This window comes from Massilimicrobiota sp. An134, from assembly GCF_002160815.1.
Taxonomy (GTDB): Bacteria; Bacillota_I; Bacilli_A; order Erysipelotrichales; family Coprobacillaceae; genus Allocoprobacillus; species Allocoprobacillus merdigallinarum.
Genome location: NZ_NFLH01000006.1, coordinates 30,282 through 48,158, shown reverse-complemented (window position 1 = coordinate 48,158; position 17,877 = coordinate 30,282). Strand labels below are relative to the sequence as shown.

The 17,877-nt window shown below is 29.6% G+C and carries 19 protein-coding genes, 2 tRNA genes and 1 other annotated feature; of the genes, 7 read left to right on the top strand and 14 right to left on the bottom strand.

Features of this window, described 5'->3' with window-relative positions; translation table 11 throughout:
* Window positions 1-38: 38 nt before the first annotated feature.
* The 4 genes from B5E79_RS04175 to B5E79_RS04160 all read right to left on the bottom strand — a co-directional run bounded on the left by B5E79_RS04175 (window position 39) and on the right by B5E79_RS04160 (window position 2,709).
* Window positions 39-314: an HPr family phosphocarrier protein gene (locus tag B5E79_RS04175; RefSeq protein ID WP_087297088.1), complete on the bottom strand. Its 276-nt coding sequence runs from the start codon at window positions 312-314 to the stop codon at window positions 39-41.
* A 75-nt stretch (window positions 315-389) separates the two neighbouring features.
* A complete protein-coding gene (locus B5E79_RS04170; protein ID WP_087297087.1) occupies window positions 390-1,001 on the bottom strand; it encodes a tyrosine-protein phosphatase in 612 nt (203 codons plus the stop codon).
* Between the two features lie 102 nt (window positions 1,002-1,103).
* Complete coding sequence (locus B5E79_RS04165; RefSeq protein ID WP_241147447.1) at window positions 1,104-1,802, bottom strand: GyrI-like domain-containing protein; 699 nt, start codon at window positions 1,800-1,802, stop codon at window positions 1,104-1,106.
* A gap of 28 nt (window positions 1,803-1,830) precedes the next feature.
* Window positions 1,831-2,709: an SPL family radical SAM protein gene (locus tag B5E79_RS04160; RefSeq protein WP_087297086.1), complete on the bottom strand. Its 879-nt coding sequence runs from the start codon at window positions 2,707-2,709 to the stop codon at window positions 1,831-1,833.
* A gap of 400 nt (window positions 2,710-3,109) precedes the next feature.
* On the opposite strand from B5E79_RS04160, the gene B5E79_RS04155 reads away from it, so the two are divergent.
* The gene (locus B5E79_RS04155; protein WP_087297085.1) at window positions 3,110-3,652 is read left to right on the top strand and encodes a helix-turn-helix domain-containing protein; all 543 of its coding nucleotides are present in this window, start codon (window positions 3,110-3,112) and stop codon (window positions 3,650-3,652) included.
* Between the two features lie 308 nt (window positions 3,653-3,960).
* On the opposite strand, the gene B5E79_RS04150 is transcribed toward B5E79_RS04155, so the two are convergent.
* Entirely contained in the window at window positions 3,961-4,338 is a 378-nt protein-coding gene (locus B5E79_RS04150) for a DUF3795 domain-containing protein (RefSeq protein WP_087297121.1), read from the bottom strand.
* Between the two features lie 161 nt (window positions 4,339-4,499).
* Between B5E79_RS04150 and B5E79_RS04145 the strand changes: the two genes are divergently transcribed.
* Entirely contained in the window at window positions 4,500-5,357 is an 858-nt protein-coding gene (locus B5E79_RS04145; protein WP_087297084.1) for a MerR family transcriptional regulator, read from the top strand.
* A gap of 138 nt (window positions 5,358-5,495) precedes the next feature.
* Here B5E79_RS04145 and B5E79_RS04140 read toward each other — a convergent pair whose 3' ends face one another.
* From B5E79_RS04140 to B5E79_RS04125, 4 genes are all read right to left on the bottom strand, one after another.
* Complete coding sequence (locus B5E79_RS04140; RefSeq protein ID WP_087297083.1) at window positions 5,496-6,005, bottom strand: pyridoxamine 5'-phosphate oxidase family protein; 510 nt, start codon at window positions 6,003-6,005, stop codon at window positions 5,496-5,498.
* Window positions 6,006-6,389: 384 nt separating this feature from the next.
* Window positions 6,390-7,223, bottom strand: coding sequence for a MurR/RpiR family transcriptional regulator (locus tag B5E79_RS04135; protein WP_087297082.1), 834 nt, complete (start codon window positions 7,221-7,223; stop codon window positions 6,390-6,392).
* Window positions 7,224-7,592: 369 nt separating this feature from the next.
* Window positions 7,593-7,666: transfer RNA gene (locus B5E79_RS04130), tRNA-Trp, on the bottom strand.
* Between the two features lie 3 nt (window positions 7,667-7,669).
* A tRNA-Glu gene (locus B5E79_RS04125) sits at window positions 7,670-7,745 on the bottom strand.
* Between the two features lie 99 nt (window positions 7,746-7,844).
* Here B5E79_RS04125 and B5E79_RS04120 point away from each other — a divergent pair.
* Complete coding sequence (locus B5E79_RS04120; RefSeq protein ID WP_087243054.1) at window positions 7,845-8,210, top strand: hypothetical protein; 366 nt, start codon at window positions 7,845-7,847, stop codon at window positions 8,208-8,210.
* A 2-nt stretch (window positions 8,211-8,212) separates the two neighbouring features.
* Window positions 8,213-8,737, top strand: a complete 525-nt coding sequence (locus B5E79_RS04115) for a GNAT family N-acetyltransferase (protein ID WP_087243056.1) — start codon at window positions 8,213-8,215, stop codon at window positions 8,735-8,737.
* Window positions 8,738-8,823: 86 nt separating this feature from the next.
* Here the strand turns inward: B5E79_RS04115 and rpmF are convergent, their stop codons facing one another.
* Together rpmF and B5E79_RS04105 are read right to left on the bottom strand one after the other, a co-directional pair.
* Entirely contained in the window at window positions 8,824-8,991 is a 168-nt protein-coding gene (rpmF, locus tag B5E79_RS04110) for a 50S ribosomal protein L32 (protein ID WP_087243058.1), read from the bottom strand.
* Window positions 8,992-9,003: 12 nt separating this feature from the next.
* Entirely contained in the window at window positions 9,004-9,525 is a 522-nt protein-coding gene (locus B5E79_RS04105) for a YceD family protein (protein WP_224759511.1), read from the bottom strand.
* A gap of 146 nt (window positions 9,526-9,671) precedes the next feature.
* Here B5E79_RS04105 and B5E79_RS04100 point away from each other — a divergent pair, with 146 nt between their 5' ends.
* From B5E79_RS04100 to B5E79_RS04090, 3 genes are read left to right on the top strand one after another with little or no spacing between them, the layout of a single operon-like run.
* The gene (locus B5E79_RS04100; protein ID WP_087297080.1) at window positions 9,672-10,823 is read left to right on the top strand and encodes a nucleotidyltransferase; all 1,152 of its coding nucleotides are present in this window, start codon (window positions 9,672-9,674) and stop codon (window positions 10,821-10,823) included.
* Between the two features lie 36 nt (window positions 10,824-10,859).
* Window positions 10,860-11,612: a threonine/serine exporter family protein gene (locus B5E79_RS04095; RefSeq protein ID WP_087297079.1), complete on the top strand. Its 753-nt coding sequence runs from the start codon at window positions 10,860-10,862 to the stop codon at window positions 11,610-11,612.
* 1 nt (window position 11,613) lies between these two features.
* Complete coding sequence (locus tag B5E79_RS04090; RefSeq protein WP_087297078.1) at window positions 11,614-12,069, top strand: threonine/serine exporter family protein; 456 nt, start codon at window positions 11,614-11,616, stop codon at window positions 12,067-12,069.
* A 247-nt stretch (window positions 12,070-12,316) separates the two neighbouring features.
* On the opposite strand, the gene pheT is transcribed toward B5E79_RS04090, so the two are convergent.
* The 3 genes from pheT to B5E79_RS04075 all read right to left on the bottom strand — a co-directional run bounded on the left by pheT (window position 12,317) and on the right by B5E79_RS04075 (window position 17,876).
* Window positions 12,317-14,707 carry a phenylalanine--tRNA ligase subunit beta gene (pheT, locus tag B5E79_RS04085; RefSeq protein WP_087297077.1) on the bottom strand — a complete coding sequence of 797 codons (2,391 nt, stop codon included), beginning with the start codon at window positions 14,705-14,707 and terminating at the stop codon, window positions 12,317-12,319.
* Between the two features lie 4 nt (window positions 14,708-14,711).
* Window positions 14,712-15,746 (bottom strand): phenylalanine--tRNA ligase subunit alpha, encoded by a 1,035-nt coding sequence (gene pheS, locus B5E79_RS04080; protein ID WP_087243070.1) that lies wholly within the window; start codon window positions 15,744-15,746, stop codon window positions 14,712-14,714.
* Between the two features lie 32 nt (window positions 15,747-15,778).
* Window positions 15,779-15,976: a binding site (T-box leader), on the bottom strand.
* Window positions 15,977-16,019: 43 nt separating this feature from the next.
* Complete coding sequence (locus tag B5E79_RS04075) at window positions 16,020-17,876, bottom strand: ABC transporter ATP-binding protein/permease (RefSeq protein ID WP_087297076.1); 1,857 nt, start codon at window positions 17,874-17,876, stop codon at window positions 16,020-16,022.
* Between the last annotated feature and the right edge of the window lies 1 nt (window position 17,877).

Below are 17,877 nucleotides of genomic sequence, written 5' to 3'. Positions count from 1 at the left end.
TACAAAAAAAGGTATTCATCACTGAATACCCTATATAACTATTCAATTGTTGAAATTCCTAATTCATTAATTTTATCTTTAATTATTTCAATTGCCTTTTTTTCATCTTCACCGTCAGTAACAATTTCAACTTGTGCTTTCGTTGGAATTCCTAAAGATAAAACTCCCATCATACTTTTTAAATTGACACTTTTATTACCATAATTTAATGTTACATGGCAATAAAACTGTTTCACAGTATTAACCAATTCAGTTGTAGGTGTTGCATATAAACCAACTGGATCTGTAACAGTAAATTTTAAATTTTGAGCCATATCAAATTCCTCCTTTACTCATACTATTATTATAACATAAAGATATTGGAGATTCGAAAAAATATGACTCTTTAATTAAAAATTATTTTCCATTTTTTTAATCATTTGTAAATCATATTGCTGTTCAAAATCTTCTAAAAATCGTTCTATATATTCACGTCGTGGTGTAATCACATTCATATCTATATGAGGATGATTTTGAACATACATTTCTAATCTTTTTTGTAAATTATCTTTGGATATCAAATAATCCTCAACAATACTTTCATGATCCATTCCAAAATAAAGCATTAAAATGGCTGACACAATTCCTGTGCGATCCTTACCGGCATTACAAAAATAAAGGACATGTGTAGAAGCATGAAGCATCATGTATATGATTTTCCACATGTTTTCATCTACCATATGAATATATGATAAACTGACTTCTTCAGGAGTACGTGGAATATGATTGCCACCCGTCACTGGTGTATGATGATAAATAAAATGTGTATCGTTTTCAAATAAACTTGGTTGCTTGAAACGTTCATTTTCACTGCGTAAATCAAAGATAGTACGTACACTATGATGAATGAGCCATTGTATTTCATCTTCAGTTAACTTTATAGGTACATCACTTCTTATAAAACGTGTATCATTTTTAAATAATAACCTTGTATTACAAGTATTTTCAAATAGCGAACTCATCTATACACCTCCTTTCATGTATATAACTTTTCAATGATAAAATTTATAAACATCTTTTCTTATTTTATCTAAAACTAATCAATCCCTATCACTATATATCTTTTATAACTTTTTCTTGATAGGATGTCTAATCACTGTTTTTAATTTTTCAACCTTTGCTTTTCTAGGATCACTTAAATAAATTTCATGATGAAATCTATGATCATGAATATCCAGCTCATAACCCATACTTTCCATATATTCATGCATCAGTGATACAGTTTGAGGTTCGTTATCATAGCTGCCAATATGCATACACTGCACACACAACCCTTCATCATAGGTTAAAAATTCCACCCTTGAAAAATCTTGTTTCTTTTTTTGCGTTGCTGTATGGATGGCCCAATCAAAATCTTCCTTTTTGACAAAATCTGGTAATCGAATCAAAGAAATAAATTGCAGATCATCTTTTCTTTGATAATCCATTCCTTTGACTCCTTCCTGCCACCAAAAACCTTCCAATGGTGGAACAACATATTGAAAAAAGCCATCTATCTGATACGAACTTTTATAACTCATTTTAATTGTATAAGCTATATTATATAAAAGACTAATGGTTTGTTGATAATCTCCATTTTTATCATTAGGATTTCCCTTCCCTTTGACTGCCAGATAATTCATTGGAGGTATTGTTATAATATTGGGGTTCTTTTTAGGCATATAAAATTCCTTATATTCTTTTTTATAATCAAAAGTCACCATTTCACTTCCTTTACTTACAAATCCTATTTTACCATGAATATTTTTTATAGAAAATAACATAAATATTTCTTCATTCTTACATCTTTTATCAGTCTATATCAAATAAGCTCAATTGAACATTTTTCGTTTTATCTTCAAATTTCTTTAAATACTCAAATATCTGTTTATTATCATGTATAATGCCATGTTCCTCACACATCTGATGAAAAATCTCCATTAACTGATGATTCTTTAAACTATAAAGTTGATATTGATTTCCATAAGTTCGTATATATTTTTCTTTCATATGAGGAAACAAATGATCTAACTGATTGTAAAAATATTCTCTATTACCTTCACGAAGTGTTAACCCCATCCCAAAGCAGATAACACCATAAACCTTGGCTTCAATACAATCATTTAAAATACTTATAATATTTTCTTTCGTATCATTAATAAATGGAAGAATTGGGCAAAGCCAGACAACTGTTGGAATACCAGCATCACGAAGTTGCTTTAAGACTTCCACTCTTTCACGAGTTGTACTGACGTTTGGTTCAATCATTTGACATAAATCTTCATCATAAGTTGTTAATGTCATTTGTACAACACATTTTGTTTTATCATTAATCGCTTTTAATAAATCTAAATCTCTTAATACACGATTAGATTTTGTGATGAAAGTAAAACCAAAACCATACTTATATGCTAATGATAATGCTTTTCGCATATGACCTATTTCATTTTCAAGAGGAATATAGGGATCTGTCATAGAACCTGTACTCAACATACACTTTGATCGTTTATTTTTTAGAGTCTGTTCCAGCAATTCAATAGCATTTTCTTTAATTTCAATATCCTCAAAATCATGTTCCATACGATAACAATGACTTCTTGAGTCACAATATATACAGCCATGAGTACATCCTCGATATAAGTTCATTCCATTTGACGAAGATAAAATCCCTTTTACTTTTTTATAATGCATAAATATTTTCCTTTCATATATTGTTTTTGAAAATTCATCACATTTTTTAACATTATCCTTGATGTCAAATATTTATCTAAAAAATATAGCTTTTTCATAATGAATCTATTGAAATTATATCAAATAACCAGTCATAACGTATATTTATATTTTGACATTTATGAAATCTTAGTTTTTTAAAGAATAATAATCAATGATTCAATCATCTGTAGAAACATTTGTATAATAATAAACATCTAAAACTTAGATATATTTATTTTTTTATTGACTATCGCACTAAACCGAGAGAATTAAGCTGATTATTTCACTCATAAGAACTTAAATTCCACTCATTCTACTTTCCGTTTCTATACTTACACTTTGAAATGTTTTATAATTCAGTTAGGAGGAGGTTTTAGATATGGATATAAAAAAAGTAGGAAAATTTATTGCATCTTGTAGAAAAGAAAAAAACATGACTCAAAAAGAATTGGCTGAATTAATTGGTGTTACAGATAAATCAATATCCAAATGGGAAAGAGGCATCAATTTACCAGATAGCTCATTGATTATTCCTTTATGCCAATGCTTAGATATAGAAATACAAGAATTATTGTTGGGAGAATATTGTGAGAAAAAAGATTTATTGAATGAATCTAATGAATTAATTATTGATTTAATGAAAGATAAAATCACTGATCAGGAAGCTTTTATGACATATAAATTTATTCTCTTTTTTATCGTGATTCTTCCATTGTTCTTCATTGTTATAATTAGTCTATTCCCATATTTAGAAGGATTTATATCTTTTGGTGTTATTTGGGCACCATTTACTCTTATCTTTGGTTTGATTAAAATGATTGAAGAAATTATAAAACATAAAAGTTATTTTGGATACTTTGTTATAACATCAATGAGTTTATTTACAATTATCATCTACTTCCAAACACTTGCACTGCTTTAAAAATTCTATTTCATGAAAATATAGATAATAATAAACCCCTATATATCCAATAACTAAAAAATCAAATGAATGAACCCAAAAATATTTGGCATATGATTTTATACAAATATTCAAGAAATTAAATCTCAATGACAGCATAAAATCATTCTTATGGATTACTGAATTTCAATACAGACCATAAAAGTAATAGTCATTTTCAAATGATAACCACGTTTAAAAGTATGGAATATCTCTTATTGTTATACTATTTTTAAGGTTCCATTTCATGAATACGTGGTTTTTATATACCCATTTTTTTATTATGTTAGCTATTTTCTACCATTTTTTATAAATTCTATTATTTCATTTTCTGTGTCAAATTGATCATAATCTCCTATATGCTTATTTTGATAATGATATACAATTCCCTTTTTATAATTTTCTTCCAAATGCTTTTTTAAATCTTCTTCTCCATATCTTTGAATATATTGACAAAATATTCTTATCCTTAGTTTATGTAAAATACTATCTTCACACGGAAAATCTGGACATTCAAAACAATACTTATAATTTTTAGATGTACAGCATTGATAGTTTTTACAAGCTTCCTTTTCAGGACAGCCTCCCTTTTTGCAGCCAACACAATTTGGATTATCCTGACAATAATCACAAGCTAATCCACAATAGCCAAATCCTTTAGAACTCATAAGAATCACTTCCATTTCATTTATAAAAATATCATAACACATTTTTAAATATCTTGTTCATTGTCACACAAATGAAAAAAGTATTAATTTTTATAGAAAAAAATCTTGACAGTATTGCTAGCATATAGTGTAAAGTAAAATTGGAAAGGAAGAAAAAAACTATGACAACACATGAAGTCGAAGAAATGTTAGGTATCACAAAACAATCATTAATCTATTATGAAAAAGAAGGTCTTATTCATCCAAAAAGAAATGAAAATAATTATAGAAATTACATGCAAAAAGATATTAATATTTTAAAAACAATTTTATTATTACGTTCTATGGAAGTATCCATAGATGATATTAAACTTATTTTCAACAACAAACTCTCTATAAGAGAAGCACTAGAATCAAAAAAAGAATTTATTTCTAACTCTAAAAAGAAGTTAGAAGACATAGACAAAAAAATAAATGATTATATTAAAAGAAGAAGAGTGAAAGTGTCATTTGATAATCAAACTCTTGATCAATGGAAAGGTTATGATACTCTCTATCTTAATGATGATCATATAAAATATAATGAAGTGATTGTCCCTTTATCTCAAATACAACAAATAAACATTTCCATGTATAGTTCTATGTCAGTAGGTCATGCAGGTGTTGGCGCATATGGAATAGGCGGAGTTTTCTTTCAGTATTTTATTGATTTAGATATTGTGACATTAAATGATACATATTCATATTCTATTTTAAATAATAAACTTGTCGTTGATATGTTTGATTATATTCTAAAAAATAACATTACAGTCTATGATCCACTTCACCTTATTGAACTTTATCATGAAAAACATGATCCTGTTGCTTTAAATAATTATATTAATAATCATTTTAAAGATTGGGCAAAAAAATATCATTTAGATAATCCTAGAGATAACTTTGCATATTACAGTGAAGTCTATCAAAATAAAGAAAAAAATGAGAAAAAAGATATCTTTGGTTTAAAGATATTAAAAAAGGCATTAAAAAAGAAATACTAAATAGAAAACAATCACCTTTATATGAGTGATTGTTTTTTTATCAAAGTCATTTTATTTATAAATAATGATTTACAACTTTGTTAAGAGACCCAAAAAATATGAGGATGTTTTTATTTTTGATTTCATATATCAAGACTTTTATTCTAACGAGATATGTCTTTTTGTCTTTTCTTCAGGATGAATATTATTTCTTCTTTTTCCTACCATATCTAAAACTTTCAATCTAAAGACTGTTGTCGCTTTCATAAGATTTGTATTAAATTGAAATTCTTCATTATGATAATGTTTCATTAATATTTTTAATGCTTCAAATTTATCCTCATCTTCTACGAATTCAATTTCTCCATGACCAATTACACTTGCATATCCCATTGTACATGACATTCTTTCATCATAAAGAATAATATTATGTTCACAATCCATTTCAAAAGTAGCCTTATTGTTTTGTTTAATCAAGTCTAATTTTTTTCCTTGATTAGCACAATGAAAATACAAATACAATTGATCATCTTCTTTATCTACACCAAAATTCAATGGGACGATATAAGGATAATCTTCATCAAATAATGCCAAACGACACACATCACACTTATTGATAATATTCATGATTTCATTAAAATCTGTTATTTCTCGATCTTTTCTTCTCATAATACTTCTCCATTTGACTTAATAACTTCTTTACAGCGATAATAAAACTCAATTTCTACATAATCTAAATAATAGTTTCTCAGGATACACTCTATGCTTTAACCATCATTACATCAGCAATACTTAACCCTTTTGACGTTTCCACAATAACATATTTAAACTGATATGCATCTAAGGTCCCACCCCATAAAAATTCTTTCTTAAAACCATGTATAATTTCTCCTTTTCATAAAACTGTTGACATATTTATCATACATTGTTTTTATAATTATACAATACACAGAAATGATTATGGAATATTGCTACAAAATTGATAATCAAATCCTTTTAAAAATGTTACATTGTAACAAAAAAAGTAGTCAGAGCTGCTTATAATCTGTTTGATTACACCTTCTTATCAAATAGCGACCCATAAAGCTGATCCACTTCTTTAGCCTGTTGTAAATCGTCTGAAATGATAATACTGTATATCAGATCAAAAATATACTTTAAAGAAATATAAAAGACCATATCCTTTAAGCTTTCAAATTCATCATGAACCATACCATGTAACAAAATAGCCTGCTTTTTTGAAAGAGGATTTTCTTTATGACTTGTAATGATAATAAAAGGAATTTTTCTTTTGATCAAAATATCAGCAATATTTAAAAGATGTTCATTTTTGCCATTTTTACTTATCATAATGACTGTATGATGAGAATCCACATTCAAACTCAGCCATAACTGTTTATCCCTGTTTTGGTAAACCGTTGTTATTTTTCCTGTACTCAACAATAAATGACTAGCATATTCACCAATGCAGGCATTTGTGTCATTAGCAATAATATCAATATATTGATTTTGCGAAATATGGAACATAACTTCTTTTAAAGTATCTACTGAAAGCATATGCTTTGTCTGATTCATAATACCCACTTCAATTTCAGACAACTTCTCCTTAATTGAAAATAAGCTTTCATGAGATAAAATTTCCATATCTTTCAAGTAATATTGATTTAAAAAAGAATGAATATGAATTTTAAAATCATTATAACTTACAAAACCAAGTTTTTTTACGAATCTTACAACAGCTGTTGCACTGGTGTATGTATTTTTAGCAAGTTGATGCGTAGACAGATGAATCACTTCATCACTATGATCAATAATATATTGAGCTAAATATAAATCATTATCATTCAATTTATAATCTTGTGCTATTTTTTCTAAAATCAGACTCATAAAGCATCACTTTCCTCTTCTATTTTCAATTTATTGTTTATAAAACTCATGTTTATGATACATTGATTATTTCATGAAAATAACTATTTCTATATTTTATAAAAATATTATACCATACTTTTTAATTTCTCGTTTATTTCCTGTTAAAGTAAATACTTCTATTTGAGAAATGATATTGCAAGTCAATTAAAAAACATGAAATCTCTATAAATAATAACAAAATTATCAAATATTTTTTTACATTAATCATATATAGATTTCATTGAATAAAAAGCCACCCAATTACTATTTATCGCAATGAGATGACTTCTGTCGTAAATAATATATTTGAATAAGAAAAAAGAGCGATCAATCGCTCTAACTTACTGATGGCAGGGGCGGCAGGAATCGAACCCGCGTCCACGGTTTTGGAGACCGATGCTCTACCATTGAACCACGCCCCTATATGGTGACCTGTACGGGATTCGAACCCGTGAATGCATGCGTGAAAGGCATGTGAGTTAACCGTTTCTCCAACAGGCCAATTGATTTTGCTTTGTAATAATAACATATAAAATATAGAAAAGCAATAGAAAAAATAAAGAAATAGTGATATTATAGATAAGTATTGGAGGAAATAAAATGTTTGGTTTTGGAAAAAAAGTAGAAATTAAGAAAATAGATATTAATGAAGGATTTCGTCAATATGAAAAAAATCCTGATAAAATCACAATTATATGTTTAGATGAATTAAAAGACTATGATGAATTACATATTGCTGATGCAGAATGTTTTCCTTTTCGTTTATTAGATAGATTTGAAGAATCATATCCTAATAAAAACATGAAATATTATTTATATGCCATTAACAAGGCACTCAGTGAAAAAGCCTGTAAAAAACTATTAAAGAAAGATTATGATGTTTATGATCTAGGAAGTTTTTTAAATTATAGAGAAAGAGAAGAAGGATTTCAAGCGACAAGAAAAAATCGTAGAAGAAAAAGATAATAATGAAAATTCTTTATAAAAATATACTCATTCGTGATGCAAAAGAAAATGATGCAACAATTCTTACAAAATGGTGGAATGACGGAAAAATAATGGCTCATGCTGGATTTCCAGAAGGTATCAATACGACCGTTCAAAAAGTTAAGCACCAGCTCCAAGAAGAAATAAAAAATCATAAGCATCGTCTTATTATCGAATATAAAGATTGCCCCATTGGGGAGATGTGCTTTTTTCCTTGTCATGACGCAGTTGAAATTGGTATTAAAATATGTGAAATAAATATGCAAAATCAAGGTTTAGGTCATACCATACTCACATTATTCATTCATGAACTCTTTCAAAAAGGTGTACCCAAAATAGTTTTAAGTACAGATTTGAATAATCTTCGTGCGCAACATGTTTATGAAAAAATAGGTTTTCAAAAATATGATATTCAATATAATTATTGGAAAGATCCTCAAGGAGAAATGCATTCAGCTATTTTTTATGAACTGTTACCTCAAAATTTTATTCATCAACGAAAATAATTTTCAAAAAATAAGAGAACAGCTAAATCGCTATTCTCTTATTTTCATTTATTCATAAAAAAAGCCCTTGAAATAAGGGGCAGTTTTTATAACACTTTTTGTCCGTTGTAAGTTCCGCAATGTTTGCATACTCTATGAGATAATTTATATTCTCCACATTCTGGGCAAACAACGACACTTGGTACTGTTAACTTGTCATGTGTTCTTCTTTTGTTTCTTCTTGTTTTTGAAACTCTTCTTTGTGGTACTGCCATAGGTACACCTCCTTATTCCTTATCCTTAAAATAATCTTTAAGCTTCGCTAAACGAGGATCAATATAATCCTCATCATGTTTTTCATCCTCTTCACTTAATACTTTCCAGCCATGACCTTGAGTCTTTAAAGAAGCACCTTCCTTAACAACTCTCATTGGAACTTCCAGCATAATCTCCTGGAAAATGACAGGTGTTAAATCAACAATGTTTTTCTTAACTTCTATAACCTCTTCATCATCTTGTGGTTTATAAAAAGCAAAAATAACATTTGATTCAATATGGAAAGGATAATCCACATCTTCCAATGATATGGCACATGGTAAAATCATTTCTCCATCTATTTGGAAATCAACGTATAATTGATGATTTTTTGTGTCTAAACGTCCCTGTCCTTGAACATGAACATCCTTTAAACCATTAATTTGGGATAAATTATGGAACATTTCTGATGGAAAACTTAATTTTTCATCGAAATGAAAACAACCATCTTTTTGTTTAATAATCCATTGTAAATTCCATTTCAAAAAAATCACCCTTTACATCGCATAGCCCATTATATATAAAAGTAAGAAATATGTCAATCTAAATTTAAATATTTCATTGAATATTTCTACTCTTTTCAAGTAAAACTATGTTTATTTCCTAAACTATGTTAAACTATCCCTTGGAGGTGAAAGCCATGAGAATATTAGGATTAATTGTTGAATATAATCCTTTTCATAATGGACACATTTATCATATCCAAAAAGCAAAGTCTCTGGCACAATTTGATTATACAATTGCGATTATGTCGTCATCATTTGTACAAAGAGGTGAACCAGCTATTATTGATAAATGGAAACGCAGTCAGTTAGCAATCGAATTTGGTGTAGATTTAGTGATTGAATTACCTTTTGTTTATACTTGTCAAAGTGCAGACTATTTTGCAAAAGGAGCTATAGATTTATTAGCAGCTATAGGGGTCACTGATATATGTTTTGGTAGTGAAGATGGTCGTATTTCAACTTTTGTTGATATCGCTCAAGCCATTTTTCAACATCAAGATATCTATAATGAATATGTTCAAAAAGCTATGAAAAAAGGATTACGCTATGCTGATGCCTGCAATCAGGCACTTCAATACATTATGAATAAAGAAATTAAAACACCCAATGATTTATTAGGACTCAGTTATGTCAAAGAAATTATTTTCCATCAATATCCTATAACTCCTCATTGTTTTCCAAGAACAAATGCTTATCATGGATTAAATCTTCAAACCATTGCCAGTGCATCAGCTATCAGAAATGCTATAAGAAATAAGCAAGATTTTTCTCATTCCTTGCCTCATGCCGATCTTTATCATCATTGTGATCTTTTTCAACTTGAAGATTTTTTTCCATATTTACAATATCAAATTTGTACATCCAGTTTACAGGAACTAAAAAGCTATCATATGGTCGATGAAGGTTTAGAAAATTTATTATATAAACATATCCAATCCTGTTCATCAATGGAAGAATTCATCAATCAGTTATCCTCTAAACGTTATACACGTCCACGTATTTCGCGTATGCTTATTCATATTTTAATGAAGAACACAAAAAATGATATTCATAATGCCATGCATGTCGATTATTTAAGAGTCTTAGCTATGAATCAAAAGGGAAGACAATATTTATCTACTATTAAAAAAACATGTCCTTATTCTTTAATTACCAACCTGCCAAAATATCATCACCCTGCTTTAGAAATAGAACTGAAAGCAACACGTTTACTTTCACTTTTATCTTCTCACCCACAAGCACTTATTCAAGAAGAATTTTCACATATTCCATTGATTCAATCATGAGGTTTATGATATAACAATTATCTGTGGGGTGAAAAAATGAACGATTTAGACATTTTACAACAAATCAATAAAATTGGACAATTGTTATTAAAACATGGTGCAGAAATATACCGTGTAGAAGAATCTTTAAAAAGAATGTGTGAAGGATTTGGCTTTACTGATATTGAAGTTTTCGCAATCCCATCATATTTTACTTTATCATTAACTTTGCATGATGGAACACCCTATCAATCATCCAGGCGATCACGTAGTAATCGTACTCATCTGGATCATTTATATGAACTCAATTGCTTAGTCAGACAAATCAGTAATCAAGAATTATCTCTAGATGAAATCAAAAATCAAATTGAGATAATTGAATCCGAAAGATTGAATTATCGTCTCATACTTATTGGTTATATTGTATCCGCAGCCATGTTCTGTGCATTTTTTGGTGGACATATCAATGAAATGATTGTTTCTGCTTTTATTGGGTTTATTTTATACTATTTTATATATCTTTTAGAAAAGCTTGATGTTAATGGAATCGTTCGTACAATTCTAGCAAGTATGGTTTTAGCCAGTATTGCTATTATTGCACAAAAAATAAATTTCATTACTAATCAACAGGCAGTGATTACAGGAACTTTAATGATTCTTGTTCCTGGTATTGCTATTACAAATAGTCTAAGGGATATTATTGGCGGTGACTTTGTTTCTGGATTATCTCGTATGATTGAAGCTATTTTAATAGCTGCCAGCATTGCTATTGGTGTAGGGATTATGATGATGATTTTACAAGGAGTTTAAAATGGAAGGGTTTATACAGTGTTTATCAGCTTTTATAGGCTGCTTTGGTTTTACTTTTATATTTAGAATACAGAAAAATATTCGATTTTCTTTAACAGGATCTCTTATTGGTGCGCTAGGATGGTTTATTTATTTAGCAACTGCTTCACTCAACAATATTTTCCTACAAAGTTTTATTGCAATGCTTTGCGTATCATTGCTTGCTGAATGTTTTGCTAGGTTTTTCAAAGCCCCTGCTACCATTTTTATTGTTATCGGTTGCTTTCCATTAGTTCCTGGTAGTGGTATTTACTATACAATGCTGTATGCTGTACAAGGGATGAATGACCTTTTTATGAAAAGCTTTTTATCCACTTTAGGAACCAGTCTTTCACTAGCTTTAGCTATTTTAATTTCCTCTACAGCATTTCAAGTTTATAAAAGAATCAAAACAAAGAATTTTATTGATATGGGATAAATAAAAGAAGTTATAATGCTAAGATGATGAGCATCTATGTATTATGACTTTTTATTTTATACACATTCATAAAATCATATCATTATATAATAAATAAAAAAGGAGATGAACAAAATCATCTCCATTCATGATCAATCATGATAGCTTGAAAACCTTTAACTTCTAAAGTAAGCCTTCATCAGTTCGTTTTCAATCCGTTCTTCAAATAACAGTATAAACCGCATAAAGAGAACTCAAAGCATTGAATTTAAACTCTTAAATGTGCTCCATATTCTTTAGAAACAACATTTAAAATTTGTTCCATAGTTGCATTAATTGTTGCATCATCCAATGTTTTTGAAGCATCCTGGAATGTTAACGCAATAGCAACAGACTTTTTACCACTTTCAATACGTTCCCCTTCATAAATATCAAAAATCTTTGTATCAACAATGAAACGTTGACCAGCTTTACAAATAGAGCGTACAACATCATGAACAGGAATATCTTGATCCATAACCAAAGCAATATCTCTTGTTACTGAAGGATATTGTGGAATATCTGTAAATTTAATTGCTGGTTTCTTTAAATTTAATAAAACAGATAGATTTAATTCTGCAACATAAACATCTTTGACATCGTATTTTTTCGCAAGGCGAGGATGAATTTCACCAATAACACCAACAATGTCATTACCCATCATTAAATATCCACTTCTTCCAGGATGGAAGTTTTGATTATCTTCTTCAACACGTTTTAATGTATAACGTGATTCTTTAATTCCTAATTTCTTTAAAATTGTTTCCACAAATCCCTTAACTAAATAGAAATCAGCTTTTTGTTGAATTTGTTGCCATGTCACATCATGATACATACCTGTGCATGCAATAGCTAAATTTTGAATTTCATGACCTTGAGAATAAGTATTAGAAATTTCATAAATCATAACATCTTTTTGAGAATGAGCTGTATTATAATTGATTGCCTGTAATAAAGATGGAATTAATGATTTTCTTGTTACACTTCTTTCTTCACCGATTGGCAACATTAAAGCAATATGATCATCTTTATGGAAAAGATTAAAATCATCCACCATAGATGGTGAAGTCAACGTATATGTTATAACTTCATGTAATCCTAAATCTGTTAATAAATGTCTTATTGCTTTTGTATGACTTTGAACAGGTGTTAAAGCCCCTTTTGTCATTTCCATTAACGGTAATGTAGATGGAATATGATCATAACCATACATTCTTGCAATTTCTTCAATGACATCCGCATCCATTGACATATCATTACGATATGATGGAACATGAACAGTAAATGTTTCATTATCTAATGTATATGTAAAATGTAATCTTGTTAATATATCTTCAATATCTTCAGTTGAAATTGTTGTTCCTAGTAATCCATTGACACGTGATGTTGTCAATGTAATCACTTTTTCTGCCATTTCATAATCAGTCATGACTGTTTGATAAATTTCTTTAGCATCAGCCAATTCTTCAAGTAAAGCAGCACAACGATTTAGAACACGAGGTGTATTTGCTGTATCAATAGCTCCTTTGATATAGTGTTGAGAAGCATCTGTTAATAAATTTAAACGACGGGCTGTATTTCTTAATGTAGCTCCATGGAATGTTGCAGCTTCAATGACAATATTCACTGTATTTTCATCAATCTTTGTGTCATCACCACCCATGACACCAGCAACACATCCAATTCCCTGATCAGTAGAAACAATAATATCTTCAGGTAAGATTTCATATTCTTTACCATCTAATAATGTTGCTTTTTGATGGAATCCAGTCTTAATAACAAAACGTTTTTCTTTTAACTTATCATAATCATACATATGAATAGGTTGTCCTGTTTCTAACATCACAAAGTTAGAAATATCTACAATATTATTAATTGGCTTAATACCACTTGCCATTAAAAATGTTCTTAACCATTCAGGTGACTCCTTTGTTGTCACCCCTTTGACTAATTTAGCCCCAAAACATGGACATAAATCTGTTTGTACATCAATTTCAATATCGCTTTCTAATTCATTTAAAGTTTTCATTTCTGGAACATGAACATCTCTTTTTAACAATGCTCCTACTTCATAAGCCAAAGCAATCATTGCCATGCAATCAGCACGATTTGGTGTTAAACCAATATCTAAAACAGTATCATCATACCCCATATATTTTAAAGCCTCTTCACCCACTGGAGCATCAGCATCTAAAACATGGATTCCTGCTTTATCTTGTTCACGTAATAATCTTTGATCAATTCCAAGTTCAGCAATAGAACAAATCATACCATTTGATTCTATACCACGTATTTTGGCTTCTTTAATTTTAAACCCATCACCTAAATCACATCCTGGTAAAGCCACAATCACTTTTTGCCCAGCAGCAACATTAGGAGCTCCACAAACAATCTGTTGAGTGACTCCATTTCCTACTTCTACTTGACAAATATTTAAATGGTCACTATCAGGATGAGGAACCTTTTCTTTTACATATCCAACAACAAGTTTATCACCTCTTGCAAAGACATGCATTCCTTCAACTTCATGACCTATAGATGTCAATTGATCAGCAATTTCCTGAGCTGAAAAATCATCAACTTTTACATATTGATTTAATAATTTTAAACTTGCTTCCATATGTCTAATCCTTTCTTACAAATTGATTTAAGAATCTTAAATCACCACTATAAAAATCTCTAATATTATCAATACCATATTTCAACATAGCCACACGTTCTAATCCAATACCAAATGCAAATCCCTGATAAACCTGGCTATCAAATCCACACATTTCTAAAACTTTAGGATTCACCATACCAGCACCTAAAATTTCAATCCAACCTGTATTTTTACACATTGAACATCCTTTTCCATTACAGTTATAGCATGAAATATCAACTTCAACACTTGGTTCTGTAAATGGGAAATATGAAGGTCTTAAACGAATTTCACGTTTTTCACCAAACATCTTTTTCGCAAATAATTCCAACGTTCCTTTTAAATCAGCCATAGTAATATTTTTATCAATAACCAATCCTTCACATTGACTGAACTGATGCGAATGTGTTGCATCATCATCATCACGGCGATATGTTTTTCCTGGACAAATAACTTTGATTGGTCCTCTTCCATTAGCCGCTAACATAACATGTGCCTGAACTGGTGATGTATGTGTTCTTAATAAAGTATTTTCATCAATATAGAAAGTATCTTGCATATCTCTTGCAGGGTGATCCTTTGGTAAATTCATAAGCTCAAAATTAAAATGATCGCTTTCAACTTCAGGACCTTCTGCGATACTATATCCCATTCCAATAAATAAATCTTCTAATTCTTCTCTAATCATTGTTAAAGGATGAATTGTTCCAAGTGGCAATTGACTACCAGGTAAACTAATATCAATTTTTTCATTTTGAATTTTCTTAAGCATTTCAGCTTCTTCTAATACTTTTCTCTTTTCCTCAATAGCTTGTGTTATCTCTTGTTTAACTTTATTTGATACTTGTCCAAAAGACGCACGTTGTTCTTTAGACATATCTTTCATTGACTTCATTGCAGATTGCATTGGGCCTTTTTTCCCTAGATAGAAAACCCTTAAATCATTTAAATCTTTTAATGATGAACAATCATGAATCTTCAATAAAGCTTCTTCTTTAATCTTTAATAATTCGTCCATAATATCCTCCTTCAAATAAAAAAATCGTTCCACATAGGAACGATTGTATCGCGGTACCATCCTAATTCATAACAAATGTTATGCACCTTTACTGCAATAACGCTGCTTCGCGGCGATGATTAGTCGCACTCCAAGGTGAATTCAATAAATGCATTGTAAGAAAACTTTCAGCCACCGTTTTCCTCTCTGATACAAATTCTTTATCTACTTGTCCTCTTCATCGTATTAACGCTACTATTATAACTAACTTTTTATATAAAAACAAGTTTTTCTTTACTCTTTTAATGCCTGAACAGTGTTCATTTTTAAAATATACAACAATGGTGGTAACTGACTTATCAAAACAAGTAAGTCACTAACAATAAAAACAAAAGCAATAATATTTATATCTACCTGTATAGAAAACAATTCACTTTCAAACATATTCTGTAAAAAGATATTCATCATATGAATCAATTGATAATACAAAATCATGCATATAGACTGTGTTAATATAAGAATTTGGAAAGACTCATAAAGCACAATTTTAATAATATCTAAAGAACTGGCTCCAAAACATTTCATGATAGCTAAATCTTTTTTCTTTTGTATCACATTTAAAAACATAACTTCACCAATCAAAAATAAAGAAGATAAAATAGCCAAAAGAGAAAAAAACAGCAAGATGATATTCGCTTGATTTAAAACTTGTGATACATTTTGAGTTGTCGATTCTCCTATCGCTAAAAATTCATAATCTGGAAATTGTTTTTTCAACTGTTTCATAACATGATCTCTATGATAGTCAGGATGTACATAAACAATTCCTAAATGTGATGACACCTGTTCAAGCTCATATTGATAAATATCTTTCAATAAATAAATGTAAGCATGATCCATCTGATAGAGTGTATCTAGAGCGGTGGTTTGATTTGTAATACCAACAATTTTATAACAAATACCTTTCACTTCCCAATCATGTTGATACCAGGCATAAACATTCTGCCCAATCAAAGAAGCGACATCCTGCTGTCCACAAAGATGTCTAGCTGTTGAAAGAGATAATAAAATTTCATGATGTGCCTGTGGATAATTCCCGTATTTTAATGACAGATATGTATAAGGAGAAGTATCATCTCCAATAAATAAAGTCTGAGATTGTTCATATCTTTCAGATTGAAAACCAATTCCTAAACATTCATAATCATCTAAAAACATCTCACTTTTCATAATTCCAGGTTGATTTTTTATCTGATCTAATAAATCTAAAGACAGAGATTGCTGATAACGTGATTGAAAACTGATTCCTGATGCAGGAACAAGTGAGTAAATATATTGATGAAACTGCCCTTCAAGATGACGAGTGAGTGTTAATGCTAAAACAATGCTTAATAATGATAATAGTAAACCTATCATCAATTGAAATGAACGTGCCTTATGTGAACATAATGATGCAAACGCAAGGCGCATATGGCATAAGAAATACTTCTTTTGCACAGTTGGAAAACGTTCAATTTTTTCTGTTTCATGAAAGCATATATGCTCAATAATCTGTCCGTCCTGCATTTTATAAACTTCATCACTATATTGGCTTACCAGCTTTTCATCATGAGATACCAAAACAACTAAGCGATGTTGAGATTCTTCTTTTAATAATTCCATAACGGCTTGTGCATATTGGGGATCAAGCGATCCGGTAGGTTCATCACATAAAAGAATATCACTACGGTGATAGTGACTTCTTAAATATGCCAGACGCTGTCTTTGTCCAAGTGAAAGTGAATGCAAAGACTGATTTTTTAATGTTTCTAAAGCCAGTGATAATGATGCTTTTTCCTGTTTATGAAAAAAACGTGGTAAACTTATATTTTGTTTTACAGATAGCCACATAATCAGATGAAACTGTTGAAAGATAAAACTGACATGATGTCGTCGATAACGTGTCAAATGATGCTTAACACTCTTGTTTTTCCATAAAATATCACCTTGAAAATCAGTATCAATGCCTCCTAGAATATGTAATAAGGTTGTTTTTCCACAACCGCTAGGACCCACAATCGCAACAATGCCTGAAGTTGGAAAACACATACATATGTCATCCAAAACTTTTTGATAGTGATATCTTTTTGAAATATGTTGAACTTCAAGCATA

Bases quoted from the DNA above. Each gene is read 5' to 3' on its own strand.
- B5E79_RS04155 (WP_087297085.1), top strand. From the start codon at position 3,110: ATGGATATAAAAAAAGTAGGAAAATTTATTGCATCTTGTAGAAAAGAA.
- B5E79_RS04145 (WP_087297084.1), top strand. From the start codon at position 4,500: ATGACAACACATGAAGTCGAAGAAATGTTAGGTATCACAAAACAATCA.
- B5E79_RS04150 (WP_087297121.1), bottom strand. From the start codon at position 4,338: ATGAGTTCTAAAGGATTTGGCTATTGTGGATTAGCTTGTGATTATTGT.
- rpmF (WP_087243058.1), bottom strand. From the start codon at position 8,991: ATGGCAGTACCACAAAGAAGAGTTTCAAAAACAAGAAGAAACAAAAGA.
- pheS (WP_087243070.1), bottom strand. From the start codon at position 15,746: ATGGACGAATTATTAAAGATTAAAGAAGAAGCTTTATTGAAGATTCAT.
- B5E79_RS04115 (WP_087243056.1), top strand. From the start codon at position 8,213: ATGAAAATTCTTTATAAAAATATACTCATTCGTGATGCAAAAGAAAAT.
- B5E79_RS04175 (WP_087297088.1), bottom strand. From the start codon at position 314: ATGGCTCAAAATTTAAAATTTACTGTTACAGATCCAGTTGGTTTATAT.
- B5E79_RS04090 (WP_087297078.1), top strand. From the start codon at position 11,614: ATGGAAGGGTTTATACAGTGTTTATCAGCTTTTATAGGCTGCTTTGGT.
- B5E79_RS04170 (WP_087297087.1), bottom strand. From the start codon at position 1,001: ATGAGTTCGCTATTTGAAAATACTTGTAATACAAGGTTATTATTTAAA.
- B5E79_RS04165 (WP_241147447.1), bottom strand. From the start codon at position 1,802: ATGTTATTTTCTATAAAAAATATTCATGGTAAAATAGGATTTGTAAGT.
- B5E79_RS04120 (WP_087243054.1), top strand. From the start codon at position 7,845: ATGTTTGGTTTTGGAAAAAAAGTAGAAATTAAGAAAATAGATATTAAT.
- B5E79_RS04075 (WP_087297076.1), bottom strand. From the start codon at position 17,876: ATGCTTGAAGTTCAACATATTTCAAAAAGATATCACTATCAAAAAGTT.
- B5E79_RS04095 (WP_087297079.1), top strand. From the start codon at position 10,860: ATGAACGATTTAGACATTTTACAACAAATCAATAAAATTGGACAATTG.
- B5E79_RS04140 (WP_087297083.1), bottom strand. From the start codon at position 6,005: ATGAGAAGAAAAGATCGAGAAATAACAGATTTTAATGAAATCATGAAT.
- B5E79_RS04135 (WP_087297082.1), bottom strand. From the start codon at position 7,223: ATGAGTCTGATTTTAGAAAAAATAGCACAAGATTATAAATTGAATGAT.
- pheT (WP_087297077.1), bottom strand. From the start codon at position 14,707: ATGGAAGCAAGTTTAAAATTATTAAATCAATATGTAAAAGTTGATGAT.
- B5E79_RS04160 (WP_087297086.1), bottom strand. From the start codon at position 2,709: ATGCATTATAAAAAAGTAAAAGGGATTTTATCTTCGTCAAATGGAATG.
- B5E79_RS04100 (WP_087297080.1), top strand. From the start codon at position 9,672: ATGAGAATATTAGGATTAATTGTTGAATATAATCCTTTTCATAATGGA.